Genomic DNA, 12572 nt, shown 5'->3' on the forward strand with positions numbered 1-12572 from the left:
GTCAGACCTGCTGCAGGGAGCGTTCATAGGCCTCCTGGTTTTCCACCAGGGGCAGGCCGGTGCCGTAGCCATAGGGACCGCTGATCACGGTGGGGACATGATCTTCGAAATTCTCGGTGGGTGGCGGCGAAGGCAACAACCACTCAAGGCCGATCGCATTCCAGGGATTGGCCGGCGCTCGCTCGCCCCGGACCAGGGAGCTGACCAGGTTGAGCAGAAAGGGAATGATCGAGACGCCGAGCAGGAAGGCACCCAGGCTGGCGATCACATTCCAGAAGGCGAATTCCGGGTCGTAGGAAGACACGCGCCGAGGCATTCCCATCAAGCCAAGAGGATGCATGGGAAAGAAGTTGAGATTGGTGCCGATGAACGTGAGGAGGAAATGAAGCTTTCCCAATCCCTCGTAGTACATCCGGCCAGTGAACTTGGGAAACCAGTGGTAGATCGCGGCATACACACCCATGGTGGCAGCCCCATAGATCACGTAGTGGAAATGTCCCACCACAAAATAAGTGTTGTTGACGTGGATGTCCACCGGTACGGTGGCCAGCATGATGCCGGTGACCCCTGCGAACACGAAGTTGAACAGCCCACCGAGGGCAAACAGCATCGGGGTGTTGAGCCTGATCTTCCCACCCCAGAGTGTGGCCAGCCAGGCGAACACCTTGATACCGGTTGGCACGGCAATCAGCATGGTTGTCACCATGAACAGATCACGCATCCACTGGGGCACACCACTGGGGAACATGTGATGCACCCAGACCACCAGGCTCAGTCCAACGATCACCAGCGAAGCTGCTGCAACAAACTTGTAGCCGAACAGCGGCTTTCTGGCATACACCGGGAACAGCTCCGAAAACACACCGAACACCGGCAGAATGATCACATAGACGGCCGGATGGGAATAGAACCAGAAGAAATGCTGATAAAGAACCGGGTCACCGCCCCCCTCAGGCCGGTAGAACGAAGTCCCCACCACCAGATCAAACAACAGCATCACCGCCCCACCGGTGAGAGCCGGCAGGCCGATCAACTGAATCACCTGGGCCGACAGGGCTGTCCAGCAGAAGATCGGCATGCGGAACAGAGTCATGCCGGGGGCCCGCATCCGCAGGATCGTGGTAACGAAGTTCAGAGCCCCCATGATCGAAGACACGCCTGAAAGAGCCACCGCCACGATCCAGAGGGCCTCACCGTTGATCAGGTGGCCCAGCGGGTTCTGAAGGCTCACCGGCGGATAGGACCACCAGCCGGAAGCGGCCGGCCCGCCCGGCACCAGGAAGCTGGCCATCAGGATCACCCCGAACACCGGAACCAGCCAGAAAGCCGCGGCGTTCAGCCGCGGAAATGCCATGTCGGGGGCACCGATCATGCAGGGAATCAAGAGGTTATTAAGCCCATTGAGCACCGGAAACATGAACAGGAACAGCATGATCGTGCCATGCATCGTGTAGAGGCCGTTGTAAACGGTGCGATCAACCAGATCCGCCTCCGGGGTGATCAACTCACCACGCATGATCATCGCCAGCAGGCCACCCACCAGCAGAAAAATCAAGGCGGTGGCGATGTATTGAATGCCAATCACCTTGGCATCCGTATTGAAGCTGAAGTAACGCTTCCAGCCGTTGGGTGCCTGGGGCTGGGGGCTCGGAAGCTCACCGATGCCGGGGTCAAAAGGTGTGATGGTCATGGCGTGAAGGTCATGGCGTGATCAGCCGTCGTGGGGAAGGGTGTTGGAGCCGGGCACATTGACCATCGGTGGTGGGGCTGGGACCACGGTGGCGTAGCCGCTGCTGGTGCTGCGTCCCTGCTGGAGGGCGTACTCCCTGGAGGCGTCACTCAGACCCGGTTGCAAGGGGAGTTTGGCGGCACGGCGCAGCCAGCTCTGGTAGTCGTCCTCGCTCTGGACAACCACATCGACCTGGTTGGCGGCGAACCAGGTGCCGCTGTATTCAGAGTCGCGCAGTCGGTAGCGGCCCAGCCGGGTTGGGGTGATGAAAAAAGGAATCACCCGACCGGGAATCACCTGCTGCTTGAGCCGGAAGGCCGGAACATAGAACCCATGAATCACATCCTCACTGCGAAGCTGCAGCCCGACCCGACGCTCGAGCGGCAGATGCAGTTCCGTGCTGGTCACACCGGCGGCTGGATAGCGGAACTCCCAGGACCACTGGCGGGAGATCACCTCGATCTCGAAGGCGGGCGACGACCCATCGGCAGCGGCAGTCTCCGGGCCACCGTGCACGTGCTCCATCGGACCGATCAGGCCGATCTGGCGGTTCACATCGATCGTGTAGGCGGCGATCGCCATCACCAGCACCAGGGGGATCACCGTCCAGATGATCTCCAGACGAAGGTTGCCTTCGATCGGCGCCGCATCGCTGACGTCGTACTTGGCCGCCCGGTTGAACAGGATCACCCAGGCCATCACGGACACCACCCCGGAAAAAACAAAGGTGGCAACAGCGGTTTCAAAGCTGAACAGGCCATCGACGAGGGGAGCCGCGCTGGAGGCCTGAACCGGCAGCCAGCGATAGGACTGACGTCCCATCCAGAAGCTGAACCAGACCAGCAGACCCAGCCAGACCGCCAGACCGCTCAACGCAGTCAGGCCGGGGCGGGAAGGGGTGGTGGTCATGGCAGGGCCTCGTGCAGATCAGCTCCACCCGCCAGGAGCTGATCCGCCGTGACGTGCACGCCGAATTCAACCGCCAGCTGGGCTCCGAGGGTGCCGTGCCAGGCCATCATCCCGAGCAACAGCACCCCGGCCAGCAGGTAGGTCCACTGCACCTGACGGCCCATCTCCCGACGCCAGGCAAAACGCTGCACACCTCGCCACAGGGTCATCACCACGATCGCGAACAGCAGGGCGACTCCGCCGGCGCCGTGCCAGAGCATGGTGGCGGTGCTGCTGAGGCCGAAGCTGCTGGTGATCCCTGGCAGAGGCACGGCCAGCTGCATTTCCACAAAGCCGGCGGCCACCGTGAAAAAGCTGATCAGACAGCAGGCCACCAGGTTGTACCAGCCCACATCATGGAAACCGGCACGGCTGACCGGCAGGGCCAGAAAACGGAACAGCCTTTTCTCAAGCGGGAACACGGCACCAGCCACATCGAAGGCGATCGCGATCACGAACAGGCCGATGCTCAGATGCACCAGGTTGGGATGGATCGGCAACCGGTAAGGCAGATCGTTGGCCCCGAGTTCGAGAAGGGGCATCGACAGGATGGCGGAGGCCAGAGCCATCACACCAGCCCCGCCCGCATGGCTTCGACCACCTTGACGGTGTGGAGGCCGTAGACCCAGATCAGCTGATTGCCCAGAATCACCTGCACGACCACCAGCAGGCTGAGCAGGGACCCTGCCCCGAGGAAAACAAGCGGCAACTGAAGCGGATTGCGGCTGCGGATCACGTAGCGCCAGCCGGTCAGCAGGGAAAGGACTCCGGCGAGAGCCCAGCCGAGGGTGCTGTGCAGGTTGAGGATGTCGCGGGAGGCGCCGTAGGGGTTGGCCAGACCCGCCTCCACCTGGCCGAAGATGATCGCCACGAAGATCGCGGCGGTGGCAAAGAGCAGGTTCCAGAAGGAAACCTCATACAACGCAGGCTTTCGGGCCAGCACGCCGATCAGATCAAAGACAAAGGCGATCAGGGCCATCGCGATCACGAAATGCACCACGATCGGATGGATCGTGTCCATCCAGGGCAGGTTGCGATCGTTGAGCTGAGGCAACAGCTCCAGCATGACCCGGTGCCTGGATGAACACCCTTCAAGCTTGGGCGGGTCCCTGGCTCGACCGCGGCTTTGTCATCGAATCCGCTCCAAGCCACCTGGGCTGGCGCGACCTGCACCTCCTGAACCCCTTGAGTGGGTCCACCTAGGCTGACTTTTTGTGGTGATGGCCGTGACGGCACCTGCCTCCCGATCGATGCGCTGGCTCACGGCAGGGCTTCTGTTCGCGGCAGCCGGTCTCTCGGTTGCCTTGCCGTTCGTCTCGGCCACCCTGCTCACCCTTGGCCTTGGCGGTGTGGCGGTGGCCACCGGGGTGGCCCAACTGCTGCGGGTCCGGGGAGGGGATGGCCGCACCATCGCCTTCCGGGCCCTGTCCGGGCTCCTCTACCTGGTGAGCGGGATCTGGATCCTGCTGTTTCCCCTGGGCAGCGAAGTGAGCCTCACCTTGTTCGTGGGGGTGCTGCTGGCCTTCGAGGGGGTGATGGAGCTCGCCGCCGCCGCCGCCAGTGAAGGGCCGGCCCGAGCCCTGGTGATCACCGATGGTGTCGTCACGGCGATCCTCGGCGGGCTGCTGATCGCCGAATGGCCCAGCGACAGCCTCTGGGCGATCGGCACCCTGTTCGGCGTGGGCCTTGCCCTCTCCGCTGTCAATCTGCTCAGCAGCCCGGCTTCGGCTGCGGCCTGAGCGGGGCTTCAGTCGCGCCGCCGCGCCACCAGCCAGGCGGCACCCAGCAAGGCGGCAGACAGGACAGCCAGCTCAATCAGTCCGCCGCTCCACATCCACTCCTGCTGGGTGAGTGCAAGCAGGGGCTGGAAGCTGGCAACGGCAAAACCCACAACGATCCAAACAAATCCGCCGGATCCAGTCTGCGCCAAGACCCTCACTCCCCGATCGCCAGGGCCTCGCCGCGACGGGAATCGGCCACTCCGAGGCTGCCGCCCCCGGGCAGGGCCTCCACCGAATGGGCTGAGCCCATCGCCGCCACCCGCAGCAGCCTGTGACCCATGGTCTGCAGCAGTCGCAGGGTATCGGGGCTCAGGCCCTCCTCGTGGCTGAGCTGGTCAGGCCAGAGCTGGCTGTGGACGCGGCTGGCGGCGACGGCAGAGGCCAGGTTGAGGCCGTGCTCCAGCCGGTTGAGCAGCACCTGCAGCACGGTGGTGATGATGCGACTGCCGCCGGGACTGCCGGTGGCCAGCAAGGGACCACCCTCCCTGCTAAGCACCAGGGTGGGGGCCATCGAGGAGAGCGGCTGCTTGCCGGGCGCGATGGCGTTGGCCTCCCCCTGGACCAGCCCGAAGGCGTTGGCCTCCCCGGGCCTGATCGAGAAGTCGTCCATTTCATTGTTGAGCAGAAAGCCGGCGCCTGGCACGCTGATCCCGTTGCCGTAGGCGAAGTTGAGCGTGGTGGTGGTGGCCACCATCGACCCTTCGCGATCGATCACCGAGAGGTGGGTGGTGTTGCCGCCCTCCGCCGCCCTTGCTGGCGGCGGCGCCAACAGGGCCGCCGGGGTGTGACGCCCCAGCTGGATGCGTAGCCGTTTGGCGATGGCGTCGGCCGGGCTGAGCAGACGCTCCAGCGGCAGGGCAACGAAGCGGGGATCACCGAGCTGGCTGTTTCGATCGAGATACGCCAGGTTCATCGCCTCCACCATCACGTGGATGGCGGCGGCGCTGTTGAGTCCCATCCCCGCCAGGTCGAACCCCTCAAGCACATTGAGAAGCTGGATCAAGGTGACGCCACCGGAACTGGGCGGCGGCATGGCGATCACCGCATGGCCGCGCCAGCTGCCGAGCAGCGGCGTCAGGGGCCTGGCCCGGTAACCGCTGAGATCGGCGGCGGTGATCAGCCCGCCCCGGCGCCGCATCAGCTCCAGCAGTTGCGCAGCCACCGGCCCGGCGTAGAACCCAGCCTCCCCCTGCCGGGCGATCCGGCGCAGGGTGGTGGCCAGCTGGGGCTGACGCAGCCGCTCGCCTGGCCGGTAGAGCCCACCATCAGGCTTGAAGAACAGGCGGCTCGAGCCGGGGTCGGCCTTGAGCAGTGCCGCCGCCGCCCCCAGGGAGTCGGCGAGCTCCCGACTGACGATCACCCCGTCCTCGGCCAGCCGGATCGAAGGGGCCACCACCACCGCCAGGGGCAGCCGACCATAGCGGCGCTGGGCCAGCACCAGACCCGCCACGGTGCCGGGCACCGCCGTGCTCAGCAGACTGCGGGTGGCCCTGCTTCGATCCACCGCCCCGGCGGCATCCAGGAACAGATCAGCCCGGGAAGCCAGTGGGGCGCTCTCACGGAAATTGATCGTCACGGCCCGGCCCCGGCCCACCCGCCGCTCACCTGGCAGCAGGGGGGTGGAAGCCCGCTGCGCCGTGCCGGGCGGCTCCGGCCGCCACAACACCAGAAAACCTCCGCCACCGAGGTTGCCGGCCTGGGGCAGGGTGACGGCCAGGGCAAAGGAAGCTGCCACCGCCGCATCCACGGCGTTGCCACCCTGGCGCAGCACGTCGCGGCCCACCCGGGAGGCTTCGGCTTCCTGGCTGGCCACCATGCCGCCAGCGGACCAGACCGGTGCAAACCGCTGACCCTGCTCCTGCAGCACGTTGGCCCCGGCGGCTGGAGCCAGCGCCAGGCCGAGCAGCAGGCCGGCCAACAGACGTGTGGTTGGGCGATCAGGCCTGGCCATAGCCGCCGCCTCCCGGAGTTTCAATCACGAGCCGATCGCCTGGGTTCACCAGCAGCTGGGCCGAACCGCCCAGCTGCTGCTCCCCGCCGGCCTGCCGCACCAGCCGGTTGTGCCCCACCGCTCCAGGCCCCCCGCCGGCCAGACCGAAGGGCGCCACCTGGCGGGAGCCGGAGAGGATCGCCACCGTCATCGGCTCAAGGAAGCACAACTGGCGCACCACGCCATCGCCACCCGCCCAGCGGCCCTGCCCGCCACTGCCGGTGCGCACCGCAAAGGACTCCAGCCGCACCGGAAAACGCTGCTCGAGGATCTCCGGATCGGTGAGCCGGGAGTTGGTCATGTGGCTCTGGACCGCCGCGGCCCCGCCAAAGCCCGTGCCGTCAGCCAGGATGCCGGCGCCGGTTCCGCCGCAGATCGTTTCGTAGTACTGGCAGCTGTCGTTGCCGAAGCTGAGGTTGTTCATCGTGCCCTGGGCCGCCGCCAGCACGCCGAGCGCACCGAACAGGGCGTTGGCGATCGCCTGGGATGTTTCCACATTCCCGGCCACCACCGCCGCCGGTGGCCGGGGGTGGAGCAGGCAGCCCTCGGGCACAACCAGCTCCAGCGGCCGGAAACAACCGGCATTGAGCGGGATCGCCTCGCCGACCAGACAACGGACCACGTAGAGCACCACCGCCTTGGTGATCGCCAGGGGAGCGTTGCGGTTGCCGGCGTCCTGGGGCGATGTGCCACTGAAATCAATCCGGGCCCGCCGCCGCTGCCGGTCGATCTCCACCTCCAGCTGGATCACCAGACCACCATCGAGGGGCAAGCTGAAGCGGCCGCCAACGAGCCGATCGATCAGGCGCCGCACCGCCTCGGCACCATTGTCCTGGACGTGAGCCATGAAGGCCCGTACCCTTGCCCCTCCCTCCCGTTCCGAAAGGGCCAGCAGGAGCTCGGCCCCCAGCTGGTTGGCGGCCACCTGGGCCCGCAGATCGGCAAGCAGCTGGTCAGGGTTGCGCACCGGCTGGTTCCCCGCCATCAGCCGCTGGCGCCACTCGACTTCAAGCAGAACACCACCACGCAGCAGCGGGATGTTGTCGAGCAGAAGGCCCTCCTCACTGAGCTGGCGACTGAAGGGGGGCATCGAACCCGGGGTGAGGCCGCCCACATCGGCGTGGTGGCCACGGCAGGCCACGAACAGGGGTTCGCCCCCGCAGAACACCGGGGTGATCGCGGTGAGGTCGGGAAGGTGGGTGCCGCCGTTGTAGGGGTTGTTCGACACCACCACATCACCGGGACCCAGGGGGAGACGCTCACCGCGGCGAATGGCGGCCAGCAGGCTGGCCACGCTGTCGCCCATCGAGCCCAGATGGACGGGGATATGGGGCGCATTGGCGACCAGGCCCCCCTCGCCATCAAAAACGGCGCAGGAAAAATCGAGCCGCTCGCGAATGTTCACCGAACGGGCGCTCTGCTGCAGCCGCACCCCCATCTGCTCGGCGATGGCGGCGAAACGGTGGTGGAACAGCTCAAGCGACACCGGGTCCACGCCGTTCTGCGGTCCTGACGGATGGGTGGAGGCTGGAGCGGCAGCAGCGGTGTGGCTGAAGAGCAGCTCGCCACCTGGCAGGAGATCCGCCTGCCAGCCCTCAGCCAGCAGGTTGGTGCCGGTGGCCTCCACGATCAGCGCCGGCCCGCTGAGCCGGGCTCCAGCTGCCAGCTGGTGGCGCTCCCACAGCGGCACCGTCTGCCAGCGACCCTCCAGAAACAGCGCCACAAAGGCGGATTCGGCCCGGGAGCCGCTGCCCGTCGGAGCCCCAGCCACCACCGGAGTGTCATTGGCCTCCACCTGCTCCACGAGCAGCCGCTCGACCACCAGGGCCAGCGGCTCGCCGGCCGTGGCCACAGGCAAGTAGCCATAGCGGCGGCGATGGCTGGCCTGGAACGCCTCGCCGATCGCCTCCAGGCTGGCGAAGGGCACCGACAGGCACACCTCACTGCCGCCGAAGCGGAGTTCGAGGCTGATCCGCACGATCGAGCCGGACCCCGGGACGGCCAGCTCCGCCGCCATCGCCGCGAGCCTGGGCAGCAAGGCCGCATCCAGCGGTTCCCGCACCACGCGCTCCCGCAGCAACCGCCGGTCGGCCAGGCCGATTCCATAGGCCGAGAGCACACCGGCGAGGGGATGGAGCAGCAGCCTGGAGATGCCGAGCTGGGCCGCCACGGCGCAGGCGTGCTGGCCGCCGGCTCCGCCGAAGCAGACAAGCGTGGAGTTGCGGATGTCGTGACCCCGCTGGATCGAGATGCGCCGGATCGCCTCAGCCATGCGATCAACCGCGATCGCCAGCGCACCTTCCGCCAGCCGTTCCGAGACCTGGGGCAGGCCCGTGGCGGCATGGATCCTGGCCGCCAGCAACTCGAACTCCTGCCGCACCACCGCAACGTCAAGGCACTGGTTGCGGCCTGGGCCGAACAGGGCCGGGAAGCAGGCAGGCTGAAGACGACCCAGCAGCAGATTGGCATCGGTGACCGTGAGCGGCCCGCCCAGCCGATAGCAGGCGGGGCCGGGATCCGCCCCGGCCGAAGCAGGCCCCACCTGCAGCCTCAGTCCATCGAACTGAATCTTCGAACCGCCACCAGCCGCGACGGTATGGATCGGCAGCATCGGCGCCTGCAGGCTCACCCCGTTGATCTCGGTCTCAACGCAACGCTCCCAGCCCCCATCGGGACCAGCCGGATCGAAATGAAAAACATCGGTGGAGGTCCCACCCATGTCGAAGCCGACAATCGCTTCAGCCGCAGCCGGCCTGCCCCCGACCGCTGGCGAGCATCCCACTGCCGCTGCCGCTGCCGCAGCCGCCACCCGCACCGCGCCGACCATGCCGCCGGCCGGCCCGGAGAGGATGGTGTCCTTGGCCCTGAGCCGATCGGGGCTGATCAGCCCACCGCTCGACTGCATCACCTCCAGCCGGCAGCCGTCGCCGAGGGCTGAGCGGAGCTGGGCCAGGTAGGTCCCCAGGGCTGGCCCGACGAAGGCCTCCACCACGGTGGTCTGACCACGGGGTACCAACCGGCTCTGGGCGGCAACGGCGTGGGAAAGGCTCAGCTGCTCGAACCCGAACCGAGCCAGCCAGCTGCCGAGGGCCAGCTCGTGGCGGGGGTGACGGGCCGCATGCAGCAACACCACCGCGCAACTGCGCAGGCCCCGCTCCAGGGCCTGATGAAGTCCCCGCTCCAGGTCGGCGTCCAGCCGCAACGGCTCCAGCTCCTTGCCATCGGCGGCCAGCCGTCCGCCCACTTCAATCACCTGGCTGAAGAGCGGGGCCACGGTCTGGATCCGCAGCGCGAACAGATCGGGGCGATGCTGATCGCCGATCCGCAGGGCATCGGCAAATCCGGCCGTGATCAGCAACAGGGTTGGGCTGCCTCGCCGCTCCAGCAGGGCATTGGTGGCCACGGTGGTCCCCAGCCGCACTGCCTCGATCGCCCCGGCGGGGATCGGGGCATCGCCCGCCAGGCCCAGCACCTGACGCATGGCCATCACGGCTGGGTCAGCCAGGCGACCCGGTTGCTCGGAGAGCACCTTGCGTACCACCTGTTCCCCGCCCGGACCCTGGCCCACCAGGTCGGTGAAGGTGCCGCCCCGATCGATCCAGAAGCGCCAACCGCCTGCCACGGCTCCGCCTAGCGGTAGTTCTCGAACTGCAGCGGCAGCTCCAGATCTTCAGCGCGCAGCAACTGGATCACCTGCTGCAGGTCGTCCTTGTTCTTGCCGGTGACCCGCAGGCTCTCGCCCTGGATGGCCACCGTCACCTTCTTGATCTGATCGCGCACCGTTTTGCTGAGCTGCTTGGCCAGCTCCTGGCTGAGCCCCTTGCGCAGCTTCACCACCTGCTGCACCCGGTTGCCGCCCACCGGCTCCGCCGGCTGGAAATCGAAGATCTTGAGTGAGAGCTCTCGCTTGACCGCCTTCTGTCGCAGCACATCGGTCACCGCGTCGAGGGTCATGTCGCTGGCAGTGGTGATCGTGAGGCTGGTGTCCTCCAGATCAATCTCCGTTTTGGAATCCTTGAGGTCGTAGCGCTGGCCCACCTCTCGGCGCACCTGATCAAGCGCGTTCACCAGCTCCTGCCGATCGAAATCCGACACCACGTCGAAGGAGTAGGTGTCGGCCATGGCGGAAAGCACGAAGCGAGCGGAGATCAGCTTAGAAAAGGACGGCCCAGCCATTCCCCCATGCTCGCCCTCCTTGCTGTCGCCATCCCGCCTGGCAACTCGGCGGCGCCCTTCGCCTGGTCGCTGGTGCTCTCCGGGGCCGTGGTGGTGCTCAGCCTGGTGCCCCTGGCGGCCGGCCGCTCCAAGGCCGATTTCACACCCGGCGATCTGGCCGCCCCCCGGGCGATGTTCGAGCGGCTGCCGGCCTGGGGGAAGCGGGCCAGCTGGGCCCACCAGAACAGTTTCGAGGCCTTCACGCTGCACGCCCCCGCCTGCCTGCTCTGCCTGCTGGCGGCTCCGGCCGTGCTGGCAGCCTCACCCATGGCAGCCGTGGCCGCCTGGCTCCACCCGGCCCTGCGGCTCGCCTACATCGGTGCCTATGTGGCCAATATTCCGCCCCTGCGCAGCCTCTGCTGGATCGGCGCGCTGCTGAGCACGGGCCTGCTCTACAGCGAAGGGCTCAAGGCGCTGCTGCGCGGCTGAACGGAGGAACCTCCCTGGAGGGATCTCAGCTGCCGCCCTTCTCCTGCAGCCCCTTGAGAGCGGCAAGCAGGGAAGCCGGACTCTGGGGATCCACCATCAGCACCGATCCCCCCTTGCTTGCTGCCATCGCCTGGCCCATCGCCATCCAGTCTTTGGCCAGCAGCAGGCGCAGGCCCTCGGCCGCCGCCGGCTGGGAATCAATCACGGCGGCCAGCTCGGTGGCGGCCTGGGCCCTGGCCTTGGCGAGCAGAAGTTGCTGTTTGGCCTGGGCGTCGGCGTCGAGCAACACCGCCTCCTGCTTGGCCTTGGCATCGAGCACCAGGGCTTCGGCCCGCCCCTTGGCGGCATTCACCTGGGCTTCCCGCTCGCCCTCGGAGCGGAGGATCGCCGCCCGCTTCTCCCGCTCAGCGGTCATCTGCTGCTCCATCGCCTGCTGCACCCCCTGGGAGGGCTGGATGTCGCGCAGCTCCACCCGGGTCACCTTCACCCCCCAGGGGTCAGTGGCCTGATCCAGCTCGTTGAGCAGGGTCTCGTTCACCTCCTGGCGGGTGGTGAAGGTCTGATCGAGGTCGAGCTTGCCCATCTCGGCGCGGATCTGGGTGAGCACCAGGTTCACCATCGCGGCCTGCAGATTGTCGACGCCGTAATAGGCGCGGGCATGCTCGAGCAACTGCCAATACACCACCGCATCCACCACGATCGAAACGTTGTCGCGGGTGATGCACTGCTGCGGCGGGATATCAAGCACCCGCTCCTTGAGCGATTCATGGCTCACCACCCGCTCCATTCCCGGAATCACCAGGGAGAGGCCGGGCCGCAGCTCCCGGTCGTACTTGCCCAGACGTTCCACCAGCATCGAGCGGCTGCTGCTGGTGACCTTGATGCCGCTGATGCCCAGGCCAGCCAGCACCGCCAGAACCGGAAGAAGCAGAAATTCCATCCAGAGACCATCGCTGGGACCACGGTAGGCAGGATGGTGTCAGCGGATGGCGACCGGTACCCGCTTTCCCCGTCTTCCCCTCCCCTGTGAATCCCATCCTCTGGTTCGCCCTGGCGGCGGCGGTGCTGACCCTGGAGCTGGCCGGAGCCGACGGTGACGGCCTGTTGCTGATCGCCGGGCTGGCCGGCCTGCTGCTGACCCTGCTGAGCGCCCTGCTTCCGGCCGTGCCTGCGGCGGCGCAACTGGTGCTGTTCCTGGCGCTGGTGGCGGCTGGTTACGTCGCATTGCGGCGATGGTCGGCGGGCCGGCAGGCGCGGACGATCCCACCCTCGGCCCGGGCCGAGCTGGCCGAGGTGATCAGCCGCTTCGAGGCCAATGGCGAAGGGAGGGTGCGCTGGCAGGGCCAGAGCTGGGCCGCCATCAACCTGGCCCCCGGCGAGCCCCTCGACCCAGGCGCCCAGGTCGATGTGATGGGCCGGGAGGGAACCTGCCTCCAGGTCCTGCCACGCCACGACTCCCTGCCTGGTTGATCCCGAACTG

At 67.0% G+C, this 12572-nt stretch carries 12 protein-coding genes; 3 read left to right on the forward strand and 9 right to left on the reverse strand.

Annotated features, from left to right (window positions below):
• Window position 1: 1 nt before the first annotated feature.
• The 4 genes from ctaD to ACXMDY_RS07275 are packed head-to-tail and all read right to left on the reverse strand — an operon-like array spanning window position 2 to window position 3743.
• Entirely contained in the window at window positions 2-1690 is a 1689-nt protein-coding gene (gene ctaD / locus ACXMDY_RS07260; RefSeq protein ID WP_259702249.1) for a cytochrome c oxidase subunit I, read from the reverse strand.
• A gap of 21 nt (window positions 1691-1711) precedes the next feature.
• On the reverse strand, window positions 1712-2638 hold the full coding sequence (locus ACXMDY_RS07265; RefSeq protein WP_259702248.1) for a cytochrome c oxidase subunit II: 927 nt from the start codon (window positions 2636-2638) through the stop codon (window positions 1712-1714).
• Window positions 2635-3219 carry a DUF2231 domain-containing protein gene (locus ACXMDY_RS07270; protein ID WP_399236246.1) on the reverse strand — a complete coding sequence of 195 codons (585 nt, stop codon included), beginning with the start codon at window positions 3217-3219 and terminating at the stop codon, window positions 2635-2637. The genes ACXMDY_RS07265 and ACXMDY_RS07270 overlap by 4 nt, the downstream gene beginning before the upstream one ends.
• Before the next feature lie 26 nt (window positions 3220-3245).
• Window positions 3246-3743 (reverse strand): DUF2231 domain-containing protein, encoded by a 498-nt coding sequence (locus ACXMDY_RS07275; protein ID WP_259702246.1) that lies wholly within the window; start codon window positions 3741-3743, stop codon window positions 3246-3248.
• A gap of 154 nt (window positions 3744-3897) precedes the next feature.
• Here ACXMDY_RS07275 and ACXMDY_RS07280 point away from each other — a divergent pair, with 154 nt between their 5' ends.
• On the forward strand, window positions 3898-4416 hold the full coding sequence (locus ACXMDY_RS07280) for an HdeD family acid-resistance protein (RefSeq protein ID WP_399241997.1): 519 nt from the start codon (window positions 3898-3900) through the stop codon (window positions 4414-4416).
• Between the two features lie 8 nt (window positions 4417-4424).
• Here the strand turns inward: ACXMDY_RS07280 and ACXMDY_RS07285 are convergent, their stop codons facing one another.
• The 4 genes from ACXMDY_RS07285 to ACXMDY_RS07300 are packed head-to-tail and all read right to left on the reverse strand — an operon-like array spanning window position 4425 to window position 10570.
• Window positions 4425-4607, reverse strand: coding sequence for a hypothetical protein (locus tag ACXMDY_RS07285; protein WP_259732294.1), 183 nt, complete (start codon window positions 4605-4607; stop codon window positions 4425-4427).
• A gap of 5 nt (window positions 4608-4612) precedes the next feature.
• Window positions 4613-6409, reverse strand: coding sequence for a gamma-glutamyltransferase (ggt, locus tag ACXMDY_RS07290; RefSeq protein WP_259702243.1), 1797 nt, complete (start codon window positions 6407-6409; stop codon window positions 4613-4615).
• Window positions 6396-10070, reverse strand: coding sequence for a hydantoinase B/oxoprolinase family protein (locus ACXMDY_RS07295; protein ID WP_259702242.1), 3675 nt, complete (start codon window positions 10068-10070; stop codon window positions 6396-6398). Before ACXMDY_RS07295 ends, ggt begins: the two co-directional genes overlap by 14 nt.
• An 8-nt stretch (window positions 10071-10078) precedes the next feature.
• A complete protein-coding gene (locus ACXMDY_RS07300; RefSeq protein ID WP_259702241.1) occupies window positions 10079-10570 on the reverse strand; it encodes a YajQ family cyclic di-GMP-binding protein in 492 nt (163 codons plus the stop codon).
• Between the two features lie 60 nt (window positions 10571-10630).
• On the opposite strand from ACXMDY_RS07300, the gene ACXMDY_RS07305 reads away from it, so the two are divergent.
• Window positions 10631-11092: an MAPEG family protein gene (locus ACXMDY_RS07305; RefSeq protein WP_259702240.1), complete on the forward strand. Its 462-nt coding sequence runs from the start codon at window positions 10631-10633 to the stop codon at window positions 11090-11092.
• 25 nt (window positions 11093-11117) lie between these two features.
• Here ACXMDY_RS07305 and ACXMDY_RS07310 read toward each other — a convergent pair whose 3' ends face one another.
• Window positions 11118-12032, reverse strand: coding sequence for an SPFH domain-containing protein (locus ACXMDY_RS07310; RefSeq protein ID WP_259702239.1), 915 nt, complete (start codon window positions 12030-12032; stop codon window positions 11118-11120).
• An 86-nt stretch (window positions 12033-12118) separates the two neighbouring features.
• On the opposite strand from ACXMDY_RS07310, the gene ACXMDY_RS07315 reads away from it, so the two are divergent.
• Window positions 12119-12562 carry an NfeD family protein gene (locus tag ACXMDY_RS07315; protein ID WP_259702238.1) on the forward strand — a complete coding sequence of 148 codons (444 nt, stop codon included), beginning with the start codon at window positions 12119-12121 and terminating at the stop codon, window positions 12560-12562.
• Window positions 12563-12572 lie beyond the last annotated feature (10 nt).

This window comes from Cyanobium sp. ULC082 (assembly GCF_977927535.1).